This window comes from Desulfovibrio sp. JC010, from assembly GCF_010470675.1.
Lineage (GTDB): Bacteria > Desulfobacterota > Desulfovibrionia > Desulfovibrionales > Desulfovibrionaceae > Maridesulfovibrio.
In genome coordinates, this window is the sequence record NZ_VOIQ01000013.1 from 105,727 (window position 1) to 127,320 (window position 21,594).

Below are 21,594 nucleotides of genomic sequence, written 5' to 3' on the forward strand. Positions count from 1 at the left end.
AATAAATCAATAAAAAAGGTCCGTTGAATCAATTTCAACGGACCTTTTTCCTGTACGTTCATTAACAGATATTATAAATCGAACCCGATCATCTTGGCTAATTCCGGGTCATTCTCGCCCAAAAGCACTTTATCCCAATAGCAATTCTGCAGTTTCCAAAGATCAATAGGGAGTTCCAGCTGTCTGGTCCGCTCAATAACGCCGCGAATACTGTCCCAAAAAGTAAGATCGTTATGCAGCATTATGCAAAGCTGTTTACCCAGTTGCTCGATAAAGTAGTCAAGATCGGGATGGTCGCGTCCAACAGTTTTAGCAAATTCAATAAAATCGTCACTAACACTGTCCCCGGAAAAAATGTAACTCCAGACAATGCCCGGCCATAATTTTTTCCAATGCGATTCCCAGCTTTGACGAGCCTGGTAATCTTCAAATTCATTAAAAAGCGCAGGCCCGCACCCGGTATTCAAAATCTGGGCCTGCCATGCTGTGTCTGCAAATCGTTTTACCCATGTCAGGGCAATGGTTTGCTTTTTCTTCCATGATATTTCAGTCAGCGGATAATGTTCTATCTGTCCGCCGGGAAGAGTAATTTCAACAGAACCGGTCAGGACACGTTCACCCTTCTGCCACTTCCAACTGTATTTTTTTACTTCGGATTCAAGATGCCATTTAATTTCAGCTTCGCCACGGGCCATAACCAGTGAGCTGTCATTGGTCTTAATGAGCACTGAGACACCCGGCCAGCTGACACTTCCCTCTTCGCCGGGCAGGGGCAGCACTCCCTCTACATAAAGGCGGCCAAGTGCCTGACCGAGCAGACTGCCGGGAGTTTCACTCTGCGGTTTGATTTTACTATTCCAGAGATCCACAGCCGATCCGTACCGTTCTTCGTTGGAGCGAGCCTCTCCTGCAATGGAAAGGAATTTCTCCTCCAGACCGATCAGCCCGGTTTCCTTGGACAGCTCAATGGCTCTTAACGCAAACCCCATATTGTTGACCGGTTCTAGCCGGGCCAGATCATCAAAAAACCAACCGCAGCTGGCAAAGGACGAAAGTGCCCATTTCTGCATGGAGAGCAGTTTCCAGCCCAGATCAGCATCAGCACTGTCCTTTAAAACCTTAAAGTGACGGTTAAAGAAATCGTCTTCCGAAACAAGCCCGCTCAGGACTGTTCCGTAATCAATCAAGGCTGCACGCGCATCTTTGAAAATCTTATCACCATAATTGAAGTAATGGGCATTCATCAATGTTTTTACAGCATCAAGCCCTTCACGCAAAGGTTTACGCCACTGCTGATTCCAGTCGGGGTGGCCGCCGGTACAACAACCGCAATCGCTGCGCCAACGCTCAACACCGTGATAGCAGCTCCATGAGGACTCTTCATGGATTCTGACCTTGCGGGTCGGAGGATGCTGCTCAAGATAGGCACCGTAGTTCAGTAAAGAGACACCGTCACGTTCCTTGATCGCCTGTGAAAGCACATAGGCAAGGGCCATTTCACCGAACTCCACATGGTGTCCGTAGGTTTCGCCGTCTGTGCCGATGGAAAGAAGACCTTCAGCAGAAGCACCGGAAAGTTTGTTCCAGAAATCGTCACCGTTCTTCAGCAGCCCTTCGAATGCTATGGCCTGTGAAAGGCCTCCGTCATAGAAAAAAATTGAAATAGTTCTGCCGGAAGGCAGTTCCACAAGGTAAGGTTCTTTAATATTGATGGAGTATTCATCCACCTGATGCCAATCATCAGAGCCGATATCCGCAATAGCAGCAGCCTGTCTCGGGGCCAGCAGAGTGAAAGCAATGCCGTGGTCCGCCAAGGTTTCAAGGGTGTCAGTATCGCAGGCTGTTTCGGAGAGCCACATCCCTTCCGGCCTGCGTTTGAAACGGGATTCAAAATCAGCTACAGCCCAGGCAACCTCGGCATCGCGGTCCAGTTCCGAAGCAAGCGGCATGATCACATGATGGTAAATCTGGGCGATGGCATTGCCGTGTCCCCAACGCTTGAAGCTCAAGGCATCGCCTTCCAGTATCTTGGCATAGAGTTCAGGCTCGGAACGTTCAATCCAGCGGAACAGGGTCGGCCCCACATTAAAACTCATCCATTCATAGCAGTTGATGATATCAAAAATGCCGTCGCCGCCCATGCGTCTGGCCCATGCCAGCGGTGCGTAACTTTCGCGGCAGATACGTTCATTCCAGTGGCGGAACGGGGCTGCGCTTCCTTCAGGGAAAATCATATCCAGCCACGGGTCTTCCCGGGGAGGCTGGTAAAAATGGCCGTGTATGCACAAGAATTTGCCTGACATAACATCCTCACAGTTAAAGTACGATTAGCTGAATACTATACCAATTAAACCCTGAAATCCAACACAAAGGACAATCGCGACCATATATTAACACATTATTGCGCATGGAAATAAAAAAGACCTCCCGGAATCCCCGGAAGGTCTGAAAAATAAGCAGAGTTGAAAAATTATTTTACATAGCCGGCCTGCTTGAGCATGCGTGAAGCCCTGTCCGCCAGAACAAAACCGCTTTCATATATAATTGCCGGTCCCTTAAGGGAAATCTTATTGATATACCCTACATCTAGCAAAACATTCAGAATATCTTCGGTGAAAGCTTCCTGTAGAATTGACTTGGGAGCTATTCCGCGAAAAAGAGAAATTCTTGAGAGATGAAAAATATCAATTAAAGCCCTGATGTGGATCTTATCCAGAATTTCATTGATTTCAACATCAATACCGCAAAAAGTTTCCCATTCCTTATCTTTAACCTCTTCTCCAAGCCTGTCGAACTCTTTTTCGGCTTTCCTTGAAATCCTGTATCCTTCCAGATTATTTCCACAGGAAGTACAGATACTACCCTCGTCAATAAGCCCCGCTTCAAGAAGCTCTTCAATCAGTTCAGTGTCATAAAGGTAAGTTTCACGCTTGGGCAAAAGGCCGTGGTATCGTTCAATCTTTGCATAACTTCTGACATGTTTCAGCAGTTGCATATGTCGTTCATTAAGAACCATAAGGGCGAAATCTCCAGATTAAATAACTCGCGGATACAATCGACAAAGACCAATAGTTACAATCCGGCGTTTTTTCCACCACTTTTGTGTTACATTTTTTAATACGTAAATAAAAAGGAAACGGAACTGCCCATTAGATGAACAGTTCCGTTTCAAGGTGTATATTAAGGACTGAAAAATGAAGTTGTTTAGCTGAAAAGCCTCAGCAAAGGCTTTGTTTCCTTCTTGGGCCTGCTCTTATGGATAATATTGCCGGTGGGCATTTTCACGAACAGGTTCTGGCAGGAATAGCACTCCCAGTGCTTGGTCCGCTCCTGAAGTCTGATCAGGACTCCATCACGGTCATAACAGACCTGACAATACGGTCCGGTCTTCTCATTATCTTCATCGATCCAGTATTTCTGGCCGTCAAACTCCATGCACTCGGCAAGATCCAGAATCTCAGCAACCTCTTTAATCTGAGACCGCAATTCCTTGTTTTCCTCATACATGGTCAGATAGTCATCCTGGATGATACGCAGCAGACTTTCCGCATCGCGATCACGTCCATCATTGAACAGCTCAAGAACTTTCCTGAAATTCGTAGCGTGAAGATTTCTTTTACTCATTTTTAAGCCCTACCCTTCATTTTATTTAAGAACACCTGCATATTTTATCGACAAAGCCGAAAAATCCTTTAGGGACAAGGGAAAAACTTTTTTTTACACCATTGACAGCACCATATACGATTCATATATCAACATTGCCCCACGAGGCAGCAGCCAATGTTGCCACCTCGTTCGCAATTACATAAAATTAAATTATTTCAGATAAATATAAGGAGAAAAACATGGATAAATCCATGGATCAATTCAAAGCAACACTTGATGAGCACCACGAATGGCCCTGCGATTATACCTTCAAATTCATAGTCCCCGGCAAGTCGCTGGCAGAACTTAAATCCATGCTTGAAGGCATTCCGCACGATGAAAAAGACTCCAAGACAGGTAAATACACCAGCGTAACCGTAACCATCCACGCCACCTGCTCTGATGAAATTGTGAACATGTACCAGAAAGCTTCCACCATTGAAGGACTCATTTCCCTTTAATAATGAAGCAACTCCGGGTTGACTTCCATCACGCCTTGTTTAAAGATGACGCCGCTCATTTTTGAGCATTTTTTATTTTTTACGTTTTCGCCAGAACGGCTGTTTAGAACGGCCTTTAATCAATATTATATCCAAGAGAGTTCCGGAGGACTTTTCCAGTCATGAGCGATTATAAAAAGACCCTGTGTCTGCCCAAGACCAAATTTCCCATGAAGGCCAACCTCAAACAGCGTGAGCCCGAAATGCTCAAACGCTGGGAGGAAATGTCCGTATACGACAAGATGGTCGAAGCCAATGCCGATGCCCAGCAGTACGTGCTGCACGACGGCCCCCCGTATGCAAACGGCCACATTCACATGGGTACAGCCATGAACAAGGTCCTCAAGGACATCATTGTTAAATCCCGCAACCTGCAGGGCATGAAAGCTGAATACGTTCCCGGCTGGGACTGCCACGGCCTGCCCATCGAGCACAAGGTTGAGCAGGAACTCAAGAAAAAGAAAAAAGAACTGCCCACCACTGTTATCCGCCGCCTCTGCCGCGAATACGCTGAAAAATTCGTCGGCATCCAGCGCAAGGAATTCAAACGCCTCGGCGTGCTCGGTACCTGGGAAGATCCTTACCTGACCATGAAGCCCGAATACGAGGCCGCAACCGCCCGCGAACTGGGCCGTTTCATGGAGAAAGGTTCCGTCATCCGCGGCAAGAAGCCCATTCACTGGTGCTGCGACTGCCGCACTGCGCTTGCTGAAGCTGAAGTAGAATACGAAGATCACACTTCACCTTCTATATATGTACGCTTCCCGCTCAACGATGAAAAAGTTCTGAAAGCACTGCCCGGCGATGCTGCATCCAAAGTGGACCTCTCACGCACCTACGTGTGCATCTGGACCACCACTCCCTGGACCATCCCCGATAACATGGCTGTGGCTGTTCATCCCGAATTTGAATACGTGGTTGCCGAAGTAAACGGCGACTTCTACATCCTTGCTGAAAGACTGCTGCCCGTCTGCGCTGAGTCCTTCGGCTGGGAAAGCTGGAATGTGCTGGCTACCGTTGAAGGAGCCAAGCTCGAAGGTGCGGTTGCCAAGCATCCCATCTACGACCGCGAGTCCCCCATTGTACTGGCCGACTACGTAACTCTCGATTCCGGTACCGGTTGCGTTCATACCGCTCCCGGCCATGGTCGTGAGGACTTTGAAACCGGTCTCAAAAACGGTCTGGAAATCTACTCCCCCATGAACAACAGCGGTGTGTTCCTCAAGGAAGTAGAATTCTTCGGTGGAATGAACGTTTTCGAAGCCAACCCCAAGGTAATCGAAAAGCTGGAAGAGCTGGGCAACCTCCTTGCACAGGAAAAAATCACCCACTCCTACCCCCATTGCTGGCGTTGTAAAGAGCCGGTAATCTTCCGCGCCACCACCCAGTGGTTCATCGGCATGGAAGAAAACGACCTGCGCGCCAAGGCACTCAAAGCCATCAAGGATGACGTTGAGTGGATTCCCGCATGGGGTGAAAACCGCATCTACAGCATGGTTGAAAACCGCCCTGACTGGTGTATCTCCCGTCAGCGTAACTGGGGTGTGCCCATCATCGCCCTGATCTGTGAAGAATGCGATGAGGTATACAACGATCCCAAGTGGGTTTTCTCCGTAGTAGACGAATTTGAAAAGCACGAACGCGGCTGTGACTACTGGTTTGAAAAATCCGTAGAAGAAATCGCTCCCGACGGTCTCAAATGCCCCAAATGCGGCGGCAATCACTGGGCCAAGGAAGACGACATCCTCGACGTATGGTTTGATTCCGGTACCAGCTACGCAGCAGTAGTTGAAAAACGCAAGGAACACCGCTTCCCCGCTGATCTGTATCTCGAAGGCTCCGACCAGCATCGCGGATGGTTCCACAGCTCCCTGCTCGCATCCGTCGGTACCCGCGATGTGCCTCCCTACAAGACCGTACTCACCCACGGTTACGTTGTGGACAAGAACGGCCGCAAGATGTCCAAGTCCATCGGTAACGTCATCGCGCCGCAGGAAATCATCGACCAGCACGGTGCTGAAATCCTGCGCATGTGGGTTTCCGCTGTGAACTATCAGGAAGACGTCCGTATCTCCGACGAAATCCTGAGCCGCATGGTTGATACCTACCGCCGCGTGCGTAACACCTGCCGCTACATTCTCGGCAACCTGAACGGCTTCAACCCCGAGACTGACGCAGTTGCCCCCGCGGAAATGCTGCCCATCGACCATTTCGCACTTGATCTGGTCAGCCGCCAGCACGAGGTTATCCAGCAGGCCTACGCAAACTTTGAATTCCACAAGGTTTACCACACCCTGCACAACCTCTGCACCACCGAGCTTTCCGCGTTCTATCTCGACATCATCAAGGACAGACTTTACGTCTCCGGTGAAAAGTCCCTCGAAAGACGTTCCGCCCAGACCGTACTCTGGCAGACCATGCTTATGCTGCTGAAAGACATGGCCCCCATCCTTTCCTTCACCGCTGAGGAAGCTTATTCCCACATGCCGGAAGAAATGAAAGGTGACGCTGAAACCGTCTTCGCCATCCGTCCCGAGCTGCTCAAAGCAGATATCGACGATGCAGAGCGCAAAAGATGGGAACTGCTCATGGAAGTTCGTACCGAAGTCACCAAGGCAATCGAACCCCTGCGCCGTGAAAAGGTCATCGGTCACTCTCTCGATACCAAGATCACCCTCTTCGCCAGTGATGAAATCGCCAAGGCACTCGAAAACATCGAACACCGCGAATTCTTCATCGTATCCGGTGTTGAGATCGCACCTCTGGCCGACGCAACTGATGATGCGGTCAAGCCGGAAGAGCTGGAAGGTCTTGCCATCAAGGTCGAAAAAGCTCAGGGTGAGAAATGCAGCCGCTGCTGGAGATACGATACCCTCGGCTCCAATGCCGAGCATCCCGAACTCTGCCCGCGCTGCGCAGCTGTTCTGGCCGGCTAAGTCTCTCGCTCTTTTAAAATTAAATATTGAATGCCCCCGTTTTCTCCGAAAGCGGGGGCATTTTTAAAATGTCTCCGACGGCTGGGGAAGGGGAGAGAAAACTTTGCTAACGCCCAAAGTTTTCTCTCCCCTTCCCCAGACCCCATCCCCTCTCTTTCAAAGACGTTTTAGTTATGCTTCGCTAGTAGCGTACTAAGGCGGTCTTCGAATAAAGATTGACAAAGCCCAACTAAAACGTTTTGGGATTCTTAAACCCTTTTGGAAAAGGATTTAAGCCGCCGGAGGCGAAATCAAATAATTCTTAAAAGCGCATTGCGCATCAAGATGCTCCCGGCAGGGCCGCCGGAGGCATCAATAGGCAATTATGAATAAATATTTTCTTGCCGGAATAATATCTGTCATAACGCTGATCTTGGATCAGGTTACAAAAATTGCGGTCCGCGAAAAGATGACCCTCTGGACATCAGAGGTGATTATTCCGGGATTCTTTAATCTGGTACACGTAGTCAATAAAGGCGCGGCATTTGGATTTCTGAACCGTGCGGATATTACATGGCAGCGCAACTTTTTTGTGGTGGTTACTATTATCGCGCTAGGTGTGATCGGCATGCTGCTGAAATCAGCGGAAGAGCGGGATAAATTCCAGATTGTGGGACTTGGCTTAGTGCTGGGCGGGGCAATCGGCAATCTGATCGACCGCATTCTTTATCATGAAGTGACCGACTTTCTGGATTTTTACTACGGCTCGCACCACTACCCGGCTTTCAACGTGGCGGATATTGCAATCTGTCTGGGTGCTTTTGCCCTGATCGTATCTTTTTACAAGAACAAGTAGCCATGAATCCGATTCTGTTCAGCATAGGCTCTGTAAACATTTATGCCTACAGCGTATTCCTGACCGCAGGTTGTCTGCTGGGCATGGGCTGGGCCATGCGTGCGGCCCGGCTGTGGGAACTTGATTACAAGCTTGCCCCGCTGACCGGAATTATTGCCGTTGTCTGCGGCGTTATCGGCGCACGGGCACTCTATGTGGGGCTGTACCCGAAGGAATTTACGGATAATCTGCTCTCCGTTTTTTATATCTGGCAGGGCGGGCTGGTCTTTTCCGGAGCGGTGATCTTCGGCTCACTGGCCGGGCTGCTCTACCTGCGTTCAAAAAAGCAGCCGCTTCTGGACTGGCTGGACTGCTTTGCGCCGGGGATTGCGCTGGGAATATCTGTCGGGCGGCTGGGTTGTTTTTTCGCGGGCTGCTGCTACGGCAAACCGACCGATCTGCCATGGGCGGTAACTTTTAAAAACACTGCATCGCTGGCTCCGCTCTTTCAGCCTCTACACCCGACCCAGCTTTACCATTCACTGTCCGGGCTGATAATTTTCCTTATTTTACTGGCTGTTGGCAACAAACTTCAGACTGAAGGACGCATTACCGGGCTATTCCTTGTATTGTTTTCTGTGTCCAGATTTATTATTGAATTTTTCAGGGCGGATTACCGGGGCGAGCTCGGTCCTTTGTCCATGACTCAGTTCATAACACTTGTCTTTTTCTCAATTGGTATATACCTGTTATCAATATACAAAAAAAGGAGCACCTAATGTTCTTCGGATCAATTCCCAATCTTCCCATGGAAACCTGGATCATTATCCTCGGCAGTGTCGGTCTTTTTGCAGCCTTGACACTTTTCGCCATATGGGATGCATTCAACAGGGAATTCCCGTCCAACATGGAAAAGGTCGGCTGGATTCAGCTCGCGATTTTTATTCCATTTTTAGGCTGTCTGGCTTACTTTCTCCTCGGTAGAAAAAGGGGGAAAAAATATAATGCAGAATAATATGAAAAAATCACTCATCGCCGCACTGATCGCTTTTCCTCTGGCTACAGGCTTCAGCGGATGCGTAACCACATCCGATATGGATAAGCTGCGCATGGAACTGCGCCAGACCCGCAGCCAGCTCAATAAGAAGATCGACAATGTCGAACAGCAGACCGCAGCCGACAACGTCACCCTGCGCGATGAAATCAAGCAATCCAGCTCCCCGGTGCAGACCCGGCAGGCGAATATGTATGCTGAAGTGAACGCCCTCAAAATGCAGGTTGCCAAGCTTCAGGGTACCGTCAACACCATGTCCGAGTCCGTGAACAGGCTTGATGCCGGGGACACCAACAGCACTGTATCCCTTGAAGATCTTTCCAAGAAAGTCGAGGATATGCGTCTGGCCCTCGAAAGCCAGCTGGCCATTGATCTTGGGCTCATCAAAGCACAGGCCCCCAAAGATAAAGCAACTCAGGAAGCGGTGGAAGAAACCGCAGCCGCAGTAGGCGGAATCGCTGCTGTTGTGGCTCCTGAGCCGAAGAAGGCTGAGCCTGTTGATCCGGCACAGGCTCTGTACGACAAGGGGCTGGCCCTGTTCAAGGATCGCAAATATAAAGACGCTATCCGCGATATGGCTGAGTTCACCAAAACTTTCCCCAAACACAAGCTTGTTCCCAATGCTATTTTCTGGGAAGGTGAATGCTACTACCAGCTGAAAGATTACGCCAATGCCGCCCTCAAATATCAGGGAGTCATTGCCAAGCATCCCAAGAGCAACAAGTATAAATCCGCACTGCTCAAACAGGGACTCTGCCTTATCAAGCTGGGCAAGACCAAATCAGGACGCTACATCCTTGAAGACCTTATCAAGAAGGCACCTGATTCCGCCGAAGCCAAACGCGCAAAAAGCATCGTCAAAAACTTAAAATAATTTAAACGGATATAAAACAATGAGCGATAGCAAAAATTTCAACAAAATCATCCACCTGTCTTTTCCGCCCAACACTTCCGGCCGTCCGGTAGTATGCAATCTGGGCAAGCTCTACAATCTCAGCTTCAACATCCTGAAAGCTGACATCAACCCCAGACTCGAAGGCAGCATGACCCTTGAGATCACCGGGCTTGAAAAAGATTACCACGAAGGCATCAACTACCTTAAGGAAAACGGTGTACGCCTTATTCCCGTGGCCCAGAAAATCGCAAGGGACGAAGAGTCCTGCATGCACTGCGGCATGTGTCTCGCCATGTGCCCCACCGGTGCCCTTTCCCTGGAAAAAGAAACCCGTCTGGTGATTTTCGATCTGGAACAGTGTACCGCCTGCGGCCTGTGTACCAAGGTCTGTCCGGTGCGGGCAATGGAAGTTGACCCGCAGGACTAACAATTAACCAAGGGAATCCACATGGACCGGGACGCACCGCATTTCGCCAGCGTAAAAACAAGAATCAAAGGACACGGACGCTTTTCCAGATCTCTGGAAAGCCAGCCCGTGTACCGGGGATTCAGCGGGATGAAAAAACATCCGGCTGAAGACCTTGATGATTCCCGGGTCCCGGAATGGCTGAAGGTTTATGTAATAGAGCTGGACCGCAAACTGGATCAGCTGCTTGGATTGCAGAGCCAGAAAGACCTTAAGCAGGATTTCCCCATTGATCTTGAAATACTTAAGATTTCCGGAAACGGAATGGCCTTCCGTTCTGAGCAATTAACCGATCCCTGCCTCATGGAGGTAGTGATTGAAGTAGAACAGATTCCCCTGCGCCTTGCCGGAGCCAAAGGCAATGTAAAGCGCGGCAAAAAAGAAGGACTCTGGATCATGGAATTTGAAAAAATCAGGGAACACGACCTTGAATCCATCATCCAGTTTGTTTTCAGCCAGCAGCGGGAAATAATCAGAACAGAAAAGCTGGGCTAACCGCCTGAAAGCTTAATATATCAACGCGAAGGAGAACGCAGTGATTAATGATGATCAAATAGTGCGGGAGATGATGGAAAAGGTCTCTGAAGACCTGAGTAAAAGCCTGAAGGAAAGCATTGCAGATGCCGTGCAAAAAGAAATTTCCAAATCCATGTCCAAAACCCTTCTTGAAGGTGAATTCTACCGCCGAATCAACATTGACCTGCAAAACGGTCTCCGCGACATTTATCAGGAAGTAGCCAAAGCCAAAAAAGGCCCGGCCGGATCTCCCGAAGCGGTAGTATGTGTTGATTCCGACCCGGACCAGCTTTTCAATGAAGCTTCCGACCAGCTCGATGCCATTATGCGCACCACGGAAAAAGCCACGCAGGACATCATGGATATTCTGGAAAAAACACAGGAAACCCAGTTCGCCCTTGCAAACATCATCAAGGCTTTTGAATCCGGCGGCGTAAAGAAAGAACAGCGGCAGGAACTGGCCAATATCAACAACACCCTCGGCGAGGATATCATGACCATCATGACCACCCTCTCCTTTCAGGACCTGACCGGGCAGCGCATCAAAATCATCATCGAGACCATCAAGAGCGTTGAAAAGATCGTACTCGATCTCTACATGTCCACCGGGCTGAAAATCAAAGCCCGCGAAGAAGCCCCTGAAAAATCCCTTGAGCAGCTCGATCAGGAAACTGAAAACAAAATGAGTGAGCTTAAAGGTCCCACCGAGAAAGCAGATCAGGGCGATGTTGATGATTTATTGGCTTCGCTTGGGTTGTAGGATTGTATAGATTAGATTTAGATCTTATTTAGTTGAAAAATAAAAAGCGGGAAGCCTTACTTTGTGGTGAGGTTTCCCGCTTTTTTGTTATCTTTTTCAAGTTGTTCAGGAGTATTTATTCTGTACTTTTATCTGTTTCGCCTTTGGATATTGATATAGCTTGTTTTAGACTTTTGAGGATTCTTTTTGCGGCTGTTGGCATTTTAGTTTTCTTTGTTTTCTTCTAGTTCGTCTAGCCAGCCTTGTACTTTTTCGATCATTGGGGCTGCGCCGATTTGTTTGTATAGAGTGAGAGACTTTTTCCAAAACTCTTCCGCCCCTTCAAGGTCCCCCTGTATCTGACGAATTGATCCAAGATTGCCATAACGAACAGCCAAACCTTCTTTACGGCCTAGCTCTTTATCTAGTTCCAAAGCCTTATAATAAAACTCTTCCGCACCTGCGATATCCCCCCGATCTATACAAATTAAGCCTAAATTACTGTAATTAGCTGCTATACCTTCTTTACGACCTATTTCTTTGTCAATTTCAAGAGCTTTATTATATAGTTTTTCCGCACCATCATAGTCACCGTGGCTCATACGAATTAAACCGAGGTTACCATATTGAATAGCAATACGTTCTTTACTGTCTAACTCTATACCTATTTCTAAAGATTTATTATAAAAATACTCCGCACCGTTAAGGTCACCTTGACTATGACGAATTGAACCAAGGTTGCCATATTGAATAGCAATACGCTCTTTACAGTCTAATTCCTTCCCTATCTCTAAAGCCTTATTATAGAATTCTTCCGCACCTTCTAAATCACCCTGAATCTTACGAATCAAGCCAAGGCTACCGTAAGCTGGTGCCATAGTATCTTTACAGCCCAGCCCTTTAGCAATCAATAGTACCTTATTATAAAATTTTTCTGCACTTTTAAGGTTACCTTGAGCACTATGAATATTGCCGAGGTTACCGTAAGCAACGGCCTTCCATTTTTTATCATTTTTCTTAAGCTGCAAAATTCTCATGCATGCTATTTTAGCATCTTCAAACTTACCAAATAAAGATTGTAGCAACCCTAAACGATTCCACCCCTCAGCACTATTTGGATCAAGTTCAACAGATTTTTGATATGCTTGAAATGCTTTTTTGGGGTTATTCATGAAAACTAAAAATCCTGCATTGCGATATGCTTCCGCAGCCTTTAAAGCACTTTCATTGGCAGATTCTTCATCCTTTTGAGCTTGTTTGAGATAAAAAGCCTCGGCTAACTCAAAATTACCTTTGGCAAGCTCAGCTTCAGCCCGTGCGGCATGACTATCTTCTTCAGGAGTCTCTTGCGGCTCACGCAAACCATCAATGACATCTTTAAGAGCCTTAATATCCTGATCCTTAGATTGAACTGCCTGCTGTGCAACTTTTAAATCATCATAGAGTTTTTCTGCTAAAGATTGTGAGTCCATTCGCTCTGGTTTCTTTTTAAAAAAACTTACGATATGAACTACGACAGGATAACCAGCAAACACAACACAAAATAAAGTCAGCTTTATCGTAAGAGTTTGCTCCCAGAACCAAGGAAAACCCGGCACAACCATAGCAGCATCAAGTAACTGAGTAGAATTAAACAAAAACAATTCTCCCTCCCCCACATCTCAAAACCAAGCCACCAATTATCCCATTCCCATTTTCTAAAAAAACTAACGATACAAATACGATCCGTCAATACAGATTAATAATTAACCAAACTCATAAAAAAATCCCCCGCAGCCAAAGCCACGGGGGATTCATCAATTCATATATCCGAAAACTACTTACGAATCCGCGGAAATCCGGTCAGGATACTAAGCACTGCCACTACTGCGAGAATGAAGCAGTAATGCATGTTGCCGATGATCTCGAGCGGGGAAAGCTTGGAGATGGACCCGGCCAGCAATACCTGTGCTCCGTAGGGGATGAGGCCCTGTACCACGCAGGAGAAGATATCGAGCAGACTCGCGCTGCGGCGGGGGTCTACGTTGTGGCTTTCGGCAATTTCCTTGGCCATGCCCCCGGTGAGGATGATGGCTACGGTGTTGTTTGCGGTGCAGAGGTCGGACATTACGGAAAGAGCACTGATGCTGAATTCCCCGGCCTTGGTGGACTTGGTGCCCTTGGTCAGCTTGCCGATGAAATCAATAATGTAGGTGATGCCGCCATGAAACTTGATCAACTCACCAAGACCACCTACAAGCAGAGACAGTACCAGAATTTCCTGCATTCCGGTGAAGCCCTTGTAGATATCCTGAGAGAAAGTCAGCAGGCTGAAGCTTTCCATGGAAGCGAAACCTACCGCCCCGGTAAAAACAATACCTGCACCGAGGACGACAAAAACATTCACGCCCAGCACAGCCATGACCAGAATGGTGATGTAAGGCAGCACCTTAAGCAGGCTGTAACCGCCGTCAGCAACAACCTGTCCGCCCTCACCTGCGAAATAGAGAATGATAACGGTCAGTATGGCTGCGGGTAAGGCTATGAGCAGGTTCATCTTGAATTTATCACTCATCTTACAGCCCTGTGTGCGGGTTGCGGCGATGGTGGTGTCGGAAATCATGGACAGGTTATCCCCGAACATGGCCCCGCCCACAACTGCGCCCATGAGCAATGCATTGGGAATATCGGTTTTCGTGGCAACACCTACCGCAATGGGTGCGATGGCGGCGATTGTTCCCATGGAAGTACCCATGGCGGTAGCGATGAACGCGGCAATCACGAACAGCCCGGGCAGCACCATGGAAGCAGGCACAATGGACAGGCCGAGGTTAACCGTGGATTCCACCCCGCCGATGGACTTGGCGACTGATGCGAAACCGCCTGCCAGCAGGTAGATCATACACATGGTGATGATGCCCGGCTCACCTGCGCCGCGCAGAAAGATATTGATCTTGTCGTTGATCTTTTCCCTGCCCATCCAGATGGCCCATGCTATTGCGGGCAGAATGGCCACTGTGGCGGAGAGCTGGTAGAAAGCCATGCCGGTTCCGTTCATGGTCAGAAAAAATCCGGTTCCAATAAATATCACCAAAAATAGACCTAGCGGTGCTAAGGCCAGACCGTTTGCTTCCTGTTTCATAACACTATATTCCTATATAAAGAGTTAGACATATAGTCCGCTCAAAAAATATCTCCGCATGGCGGAGCGTTTGTTCGAACTCACTTTTCTAAAAAACAAAGGAAGTAATTACTTATCAATCAAAAAAGCAATTTTTCCGTAAAATTTTACGCTTTCGCGTTAATGCGTTGTCAAGATGCGCACCTTTTGAAGGTTATGTCAATAAAAACCGCAACACATTTCTTGAAGTAGCACTTAAAGAAAAAGCTCCTTTCATACCCGTTCAGGCACAAAAGGAGCTTTGAATTCAGTACGCTCGAAAAAAATTAGTATTCAATTTTCACAGCGGAAGATGCACGGATGGCGCGGGCTTTTGCGTCTTCAACGTCATCGCCGAGAGCAAGGGCTACGCCGAGACGACGCACACCGTCGCATTCCCCTTTACCGAAAATAAGCACCTTGGTATCAGCTTCTTCAAGGGCTGTATCAACATTGGCAAAAGCGGGAGCATCGGATTTTCCGTTGGAAAGAATAACGCTGGATGCTGCCGGACCGTACTGGCGGATTGCCGGGATGGGCAGGCCGAGAATGGCACGCACATGCAGGGCAAATTCACTCAGATCCTGTGAGATAACTGTCACCAGTCCGGTATCATGCGGGCGCGGGGAAACTTCGCTGAAGATAACTTCCTCCCCTTTGATGAAGAGCTCCACGCCGAAAAGTCCCCTGCCGCCAAGGGCATCGGTAATTCGCAGCGCGTAATCCTGTGCTTTGGCAAGAGCTGCATCGGACATGGGCTGGGGCTGCCATGATTCGCGGTAGTCTCCGTCTTCCTGACGATGACCGATGGGAGCGCAATAGGATGTTCCTCCGGCATGGCGCACGGTAAGCAGGGTGATTTCGTAGTCAAATTCCACAAAAGCCTCGACGATGATACGCCCTTCCCCGGTTCGGCCGCCGGACTGGGAATAATCCCATGCATGATCGATATCGGCTTCGGATTTTACGGTGCTCTGCCCTTTACCGGAAGAACTCATAACCGGCTTGATCACACAGGGAATGCCGACTTCCTTCAGTGCCGCGAGATACTCTTCCTTGGTATCGGCAAATTTGTAGGGGGAAGTCTTCAGGCCGACTTCCTCAGCAGCAAGGCGGCGGATGCCTTCGCGGTCCATGGTCAAACGGGTGGCTCTCGCTGTGGGAACAACGTTGAAGCCTTCCTTTTCCAGCTCCAGCAGGGTTTCGGTGGCGATAGCTTCGATTTCAGGTACGATGAAATCGGGCTTTTCAGTTTCAACCACGCGGCGCAATTCTGCTGCATCAAGCATGGAAATCACATGGCTGCGGTGAGCGACCTGCATGGCCGGGGTGTTTTCATACCTGTCCACGACAATGACCTCAACGCCGAGACGCTGGGCTTCAATGACAACCTCTTTACCAAGCTCGCCGCCGCCAAGCAGCATCATTTTGCGGGCTGATCCGGTTCCGGCAGTTCCGAGAGTGACCATAGATTTTTACTCCGTAAGGTAGTTTTGTCTTGTGGGAAATTTATTTTGTGTGGGTGCGTACCTAGTCTCATAAGGCAGGCAAAAATTCAAGAAATTAGATGCAACGGAATTGGTTGCGCGTTCTCCTTGTCATCGATATTTGCCTGTTGTATTTTATGTATCTGCATTGACCAGCCATTTAAAGGAGAATCCTTATTTATATGGATAAGAAAAAAATAGTCCTCGCTGCCAGCGGTGCCAGCGGCACCATCTATGCCGTCAAACTGGCCCGCCATCTGGGTACGCAGGAAAACATAGAACTGCACTTAATCATTTCCAATGCCGCCCTGCAGGTTATGGAACTGGAAACGGACTTCACACCGGAGGACCTGACCGGATGTGCGGATTACGTATACCCTCAAGAAAACATCGCCGCCCCTCCGGCCAGCGGTTCATGGCAGCACGAGGGTATGATAGTCTGCCCCTGCTCCATGGCCACCCTTGCCGCAATTGCCCAAGGGCTTGGCAACAACCTCATCCACCGGGCAGCGGATGTTTCCCTGAAAGAGCGACGTAAATTAATTCTCGTCACCCGCGAAACACCCCTGAACCTGATCCATATCCGCAATATGGAAACCGCCACCCTTGCCGGAGCGACCATCATGCCCGCTTCGCCGGGATTCTACCATGCTCCCAAAAGCATTGATGACATGGCGGCCCACATGGCAGGACGCATTCTCGAACAACTGCAAATCCCCCACACCCTGTACCGGGCATGGGGCGAAGACTCATCGAGGTAAACTATGAAACATGTATTTACATGGAACGGCCACTCAAATTTCACCATCCAGTCCGATGACAAAACCGTAATCATCGATCCCTTTTTCGAGGGCAACCCCAAAGCCTCCAGAACATGGAAATCCATCAGCAAGGCGGACGCAGTACTGGTCACCCATGACCACGGCGACCATATCGGGCAGGCCGTGGAAATCTGCAAGGCCACCGGAGCCACGCTCGTCTGTATCTTTGATCTGCTTGAAAAAATGATTGAACAGGGAGTTGATCAGGAAAAGCTGATCGGTATGAACATCGGCGGAACTGTTTCCGTGGCCGGAATCAAAATCAAGATGGTGCAGGCCATGCATTCCTGCGCAACCGGAGCACCTGCCGGATACATCCTCACTTACGAAGATGATTTCTGCGTCTACTTTGCCGGAGATACCGGGCTGTTCGCTTCCATGGAACTCTTCGGCAAACTGCACGACATCGATGTAGCCCTGCTGCCCACCGGAGGCTGGTTCACCATGGATTCAAAGGACGCTGCCTACGCCTGCAAGCTGCTGAACTGCAAGACCGCAATTCCCATGCATTTCGGCACCTTCCCCATTCTGGAACAGGACACCGTAAGCTTTAAAGAAGCATGCACTGAATTTGCGCCTGAGTGTAAGGTTATGGAGCTTGAGATTGGAAAAAAACAGGAAATATAACCGCGCTAAATGCGAAGCATAATAAAAGTTTTTGGGATTCTTAAACCCTTTTGCAAAAGGGTTTAAGGCCCCCGGCAGGGCTGCCGGAGGCCCATCAAACTTCTTTAAAAGCATCAAATATCTGCTGCGCCTTTTTCTTCCCAATCCCCTGAATATTAGAGAGGTCTCCTACGGAGGCCTCTTTCATTTTCTGCACTGAACCGAACTCATCCCAAAGCAGACGGGCGGTCTTGGGGCCGATACCGGGCAGCGAAAGCACCTCGCTCTGCAAAACCTTCTGCTTGCGCGACTTGCGTTGCCTGCCGATGACAAAACGATGCGCTTCATCTCGAATGCGCTGTAAATATAAGAGCTCCGGACTTCCGCCTTTGAGCGGCAGATGATTCTTGCGTCCGGGCCGGAAAATACGGTCCTCAAGCTCCCCGGCCTTGCGGGTCGGCCCTTTGGCGATGGAGGCCAGATGCGGAATAGGTTCATCGTACTTCCAGTTCTCGGCAAAAGCCTTCTCAACCGAAGCAAGCTGCCCTTTACCGCCATCTATTAATATAAGGTCCGCCCACGGCGGGCCGGAATCAATGCGCTTGATCACCCAATGAAAGAGCGCGGCGTAATCATCTGAGGAATGCTCCAGCTCCGGAAAGACGTAAGTGCGATATTGCGATTTCTCCGGCTTGGCCTCTTCAAAAACCACCATGCCCACACGCATCCCCTCCCCGCCCAGATGGGAGGCATCGATACACTCGATACGCTGCGGCGGTGCGGAAAGTTTGAGTTTCCCGGCCAGCAGATCGAGGATATTGCTGTTATCCTTTTCCGTCTCTTTAAGACCGAGGGCGGCATTCTTGCGGGCTATTTCCAGCAACCTTTTTTCTTCAACGTTCTGCGGCGTGACTATGCGTACAATGGATTTGCTGCGCTCGCTGAGTAATTCCGCCGCCCCCTGCATGTCGAATTCAAAAGGCACAAAAATTTTGGGCGGAATAAATTTGGTTGAAGAGTAGAACTGGGACACAAAACTGTTCAAGATCTCCTCACCATCCTCAAGACTGAGGCCCGGCCAGAAAAAATTCTTCTTATCCAAAAGCCGCCCTTTCCTGATGAACAGCAACCCCAGCCCTACACCATGCGGGGATTCCGCCAGTGCGATCACATCAATATCCGAACGCTCACCAAGCACTACGGACTGCTTTTCCACGGTTTTCTGGATGGCCTTGATCTGGTCACGAAATTTGGCTGCATGCTCGAATTCCAATGCATCGGACGCTGCTTCCATCTGGCGGCGCAGGGAACCGATGAGATCTCCGGCCTTGCCGGAAAGAAGCATCTCCACCTGATGTACAAGCTCCATGTAATCCTGCCTAGGCACCACATTCACACACGGGCCGAGGCACTGACCGATATCGTGATAAAGGCAGGGCCGGACCCGGTTGCGGAAAGCAGAGTCGGAACATTTACGCAAAGGAAAGACCTTGCCGAGCACCTTCCATGTTTCACGGGCAAAATAACTGGAGGTATAGGGGCCGAAATACACGGAACCATCACGGACCACCTTGCGGGTCATGCGCAACCGGGGGAATTCGGACTTTTTGTCCAACTGGAAAAGCACGTACTGTTTGTCATCACGCAGAACAACGTTATAGCGCGGCCTGTGCTTCTTAATCAGGCTGGCTTCGAGAAGAAGAGCTTCCTTTTCTGTGCCGGTAACAAGGGTGTCGATGGAATGGATTTTCGAAACCAGCACCCGGGTCTTGGGGGTATGCTTCTGCATGGCCCGAAAATAGGATGCCAGCCTTTTACGAAGTTCACGGGCCTTCCCTACATATATAATACGTCCCGATGAATCCTTCATCAGGTATACGCCGGGCAATGCCGGAAAATCCGCGCTTTTAAATTCAAATCCCATCTATTCTTTCACCTTTTTTATCTGACCTGAATACTGAAATGAAGAATTACTCCCGGCCATGTTCCCTGTCAATCTCGGCTGCCGGGGTAAAAATAAATGCTCTACGGGGAGTCTTATACCCTCTCTTAGATTTAACAGAACCATAAATACAGACGTCAGGTAATTTGGAAACAACATTCAGCAATTGAAGGAAACATCATGAAAAAACTCTCACTCCTCGCTGTCCTGTGCGCTATGGTTTTCGGGCTGGCCGGAACAGCATCCGCAGTGGATCTGGAAGCTAAAGGTAAATTCCAGTTCCAGATGAACTTCATTGATAACTATGACTTCCAGTCCGCTAAAGACGGTGGTAACAATGAAGACGATCTGAACTTCTGGTTCCGTGCTCGCGCACAGTTCCGCTTCGTCGCTAACGAAAACCTCTGGGGTGTTCTGTACACTGAGTACAAAACCCGCGTAGGTTCCGGTAACAACGGTCAGGTTATGGGCACTGACGGAGACCCCGCTAGCCTCAGCACCCTGAACGTTAAAAACGCTTACCTGCAGTACCGTTTCCCCGGCACAGAAATCCTGACCACCGCCGGTGTAAAAAACACCAACCTGCCCGGCGCAGCTGCCGGCAGCATGGTTCTCGGTGATGCTGATACCGGTATCTTCTCCATCGAATCCCCCATCACTGACCAGTTCGCACTGGCAGCCGGTTTCATCCGTTACAGCGATGCAGCTCAGACCGATGGTGGCGCTAACGCGGTTTCCAACCACGATGAACTCGATATCTTCTACGTAGCAGCTCCCATCACCATCGATGGTATCTCTGCTACCCCTTACGCTGCTTACGCAAACGTAGGTAAAGACGTTCTTGATGGCAACGGTGTACAGGCTGATAACATCGAAGCTTACCAAGGTCTTCTCGGCGTTGTAGCTGATCCTGACATGAATAAAGATTCTCAGGCATGGTGGATCGGTACCTCCTTTGAAATGGACATGTTCGATCCCATCGTATTCGCAGCTGACATCGTTTACGGTTCCGTGGACGCCGACCAGAAGCAGAATGATCGTTCCGGTCTGCTCTTCGACGCATCTCTTGCTTATACCGGTCTGGACTTCGTACAGCCCAAACTGATGTTCGCATACACCACCGGTGAAGATGACAACACCTCCAACGGTTCCGAACGACTTCCCATCGTTAATAATGACTGGGCCTTCGGTACCACCTACTTCGGCGGTTCAGCTCTGACCGGCGGTTCCGACGGCACCGATGCAGCAGTAGACCACAACAGCAACGGTCAGCTCGGTTTCTGGACAATCGGTTTCGCTCTCGAAAAAATCTCTTTTCTCGAAAAACTGAGCCACGACCTGATCTTCCTGTATGTTCAGGGTACTAACGATGAGGAGCTTGTTAAGAACAGAGCAAACTACGCACTGACCAACATCACTGATGACGGTAACTTCCTGACTACTGAAGACTCCGTTATCGCTGTTGACTTCAACACCAACTACCAGATTTATGACGAACTGGCAGCCATCGTTGAATTTGGTTATGTAAATGCAGATCTTGATGAAGACACATGGGGCGCAGACACCATCGCAGACAAGTCCGACCCCTTGCTTAAGTTCGCAGTTGGTCTGGTCTACAGCTTCTAAAGATAACGTAATTAATATAGCCCTGACGCCTGAGGCCGGGAGTTTTTAGCTCCCGGCCTTTTTATGTTATTGTAAAAACAACTCTGTTCGAACTACTACCCAGCAAAACGGGATATTTTTTTTACCCCTTTTTATCAAAAAATTACTGTTTTCTTATTGCAATATAAATTGATAAGGAATATGAGACTCAGTATCAACGACGTCAAGGTACAAAGCATTTTAAGCAAAAGGAAAAAGTAATGAAGAAATTGGCAATACTCGCAGTACTCGCATGCATGGTCTTCGGCTTTGCTGCATCTGCATCCGCAGTTGATCTGGAAGCTAAAGGTAAATTCCAGTTCCAGATGAACTTCATTGACAACTATGACTTCCAGTCCGTTAAAGACGGCGGCGACAACGAAGATGATC

19 protein-coding genes are annotated in these 21,594 nt (G+C 49.0%); 12 read left to right on the plus strand and 7 right to left on the minus strand.

Annotated features, from left to right (window positions below):
* Positions 1-71: 71 nt before the first annotated feature.
* The 3 genes from FMR86_RS15295 to FMR86_RS15305 form a co-directional block, all read right to left on the minus strand.
* Positions 72-2,303, minus strand: coding sequence for a DUF3536 domain-containing protein (locus FMR86_RS15295; RefSeq protein WP_163352274.1), 2,232 nt, complete (start codon positions 2,301-2,303; stop codon positions 72-74).
* Between the two features lie 167 nt (positions 2,304-2,470).
* Entirely contained in the window at positions 2,471-3,016 is a 546-nt protein-coding gene (locus tag FMR86_RS15300; RefSeq protein WP_163352275.1) for a hypothetical protein, read from the minus strand.
* A gap of 188 nt (positions 3,017-3,204) precedes the next feature.
* Complete coding sequence (locus FMR86_RS15305; protein WP_163352276.1) at positions 3,205-3,624, minus strand: hypothetical protein; 420 nt, start codon at positions 3,622-3,624, stop codon at positions 3,205-3,207.
* A gap of 221 nt (positions 3,625-3,845) precedes the next feature.
* On the opposite strand from FMR86_RS15305, the gene FMR86_RS15310 reads away from it, so the two are divergent.
* From FMR86_RS15310 to FMR86_RS15350, 9 genes are all read left to right on the plus strand, one after another.
* Positions 3,846-4,106, plus strand: coding sequence for a DUF493 domain-containing protein (locus FMR86_RS15310; protein ID WP_163352277.1), 261 nt, complete (start codon positions 3,846-3,848; stop codon positions 4,104-4,106).
* 161 nt (positions 4,107-4,267) lie between these two features.
* A complete protein-coding gene (gene ileS, locus FMR86_RS15315; protein ID WP_163352278.1) occupies positions 4,268-7,081 on the plus strand; it encodes an isoleucine--tRNA ligase in 2,814 nt (937 codons plus the stop codon).
* Positions 7,082-7,445: 364 nt separating this feature from the next.
* Positions 7,446-7,916, plus strand: coding sequence for a signal peptidase II (lspA, locus tag FMR86_RS15320; protein WP_163352279.1), 471 nt, complete (start codon positions 7,446-7,448; stop codon positions 7,914-7,916).
* A 2-nt stretch (positions 7,917-7,918) separates the two neighbouring features.
* Entirely contained in the window at positions 7,919-8,674 is a 756-nt protein-coding gene (gene lgt / locus FMR86_RS15325) for a prolipoprotein diacylglyceryl transferase (protein WP_163352280.1), read from the plus strand.
* Entirely contained in the window at positions 8,674-8,910 is a 237-nt protein-coding gene (locus FMR86_RS15330) for a PLD nuclease N-terminal domain-containing protein (RefSeq protein ID WP_163352281.1), read from the plus strand. Before lgt ends, FMR86_RS15330 begins: the two co-directional genes overlap by 1 nt.
* A 1-nt stretch (position 8,911) precedes the next feature.
* Positions 8,912-9,823, plus strand: a complete 912-nt coding sequence (ybgF, locus tag FMR86_RS15335) for a tol-pal system protein YbgF (RefSeq protein WP_239057255.1) — start codon at positions 8,912-8,914, stop codon at positions 9,821-9,823.
* Positions 9,824-9,842: 19 nt separating this feature from the next.
* Positions 9,843-10,271: a 4Fe-4S dicluster domain-containing protein gene (locus FMR86_RS15340; protein WP_163352283.1), complete on the plus strand. Its 429-nt coding sequence runs from the start codon at positions 9,843-9,845 to the stop codon at positions 10,269-10,271.
* A 21-nt stretch (positions 10,272-10,292) separates the two neighbouring features.
* The gene (locus tag FMR86_RS15345; protein WP_163352284.1) at positions 10,293-10,805 is read left to right on the plus strand and encodes a hypothetical protein; all 513 of its coding nucleotides are present in this window, start codon (positions 10,293-10,295) and stop codon (positions 10,803-10,805) included.
* Positions 10,806-10,845: 40 nt separating this feature from the next.
* On the plus strand, positions 10,846-11,586 hold the full coding sequence (locus FMR86_RS15350) for a protein phosphatase CheZ (protein ID WP_163352285.1): 741 nt from the start codon (positions 10,846-10,848) through the stop codon (positions 11,584-11,586).
* A 203-nt stretch (positions 11,587-11,789) separates the two neighbouring features.
* Here the strand turns inward: FMR86_RS15350 and FMR86_RS15355 are convergent, their stop codons facing one another.
* The 3 genes from FMR86_RS15355 to purT all read right to left on the minus strand — a co-directional run bounded on the left by FMR86_RS15355 (position 11,790) and on the right by purT (position 16,173).
* Positions 11,790-13,202, minus strand: a complete 1,413-nt coding sequence (locus FMR86_RS15355; RefSeq protein ID WP_239057256.1) for a tetratricopeptide repeat protein — start codon at positions 13,200-13,202, stop codon at positions 11,790-11,792.
* 179 nt (positions 13,203-13,381) lie between these two features.
* Entirely contained in the window at positions 13,382-14,686 is a 1,305-nt protein-coding gene (locus tag FMR86_RS15360) for a Na+/H+ antiporter NhaC family protein (RefSeq protein WP_163352286.1), read from the minus strand.
* 305 nt (positions 14,687-14,991) lie between these two features.
* Positions 14,992-16,173: a formate-dependent phosphoribosylglycinamide formyltransferase gene (purT, locus tag FMR86_RS15365; protein ID WP_163352287.1), complete on the minus strand. Its 1,182-nt coding sequence runs from the start codon at positions 16,171-16,173 to the stop codon at positions 14,992-14,994.
* A 200-nt stretch (positions 16,174-16,373) separates the two neighbouring features.
* Between purT and FMR86_RS15370 the strand changes: the two genes are divergently transcribed.
* Positions 16,374-16,952 (plus strand): UbiX family flavin prenyltransferase, encoded by a 579-nt coding sequence (locus FMR86_RS15370; protein WP_163352288.1) that lies wholly within the window; start codon positions 16,374-16,376, stop codon positions 16,950-16,952.
* A gap of 3 nt (positions 16,953-16,955) precedes the next feature.
* Positions 16,956-17,639: a metal-dependent hydrolase gene (locus FMR86_RS15375; protein ID WP_163352289.1), complete on the plus strand. Its 684-nt coding sequence runs from the start codon at positions 16,956-16,958 to the stop codon at positions 17,637-17,639.
* A 94-nt stretch (positions 17,640-17,733) separates the two neighbouring features.
* Here FMR86_RS15375 and uvrC read toward each other — a convergent pair whose 3' ends face one another.
* Entirely contained in the window at positions 17,734-19,542 is a 1,809-nt protein-coding gene (gene uvrC / locus FMR86_RS15380) for an excinuclease ABC subunit UvrC (RefSeq protein ID WP_163352290.1), read from the minus strand.
* A 198-nt stretch (positions 19,543-19,740) separates the two neighbouring features.
* Here uvrC and FMR86_RS15385 point away from each other — a divergent pair, with 198 nt between their 5' ends.
* On the plus strand, positions 19,741-21,186 hold the full coding sequence (locus tag FMR86_RS15385; protein ID WP_163352291.1) for an outer membrane homotrimeric porin: 1,446 nt from the start codon (positions 19,741-19,743) through the stop codon (positions 21,184-21,186).
* The last annotated feature ends 408 nt before the right edge of the window (positions 21,187-21,594 follow it).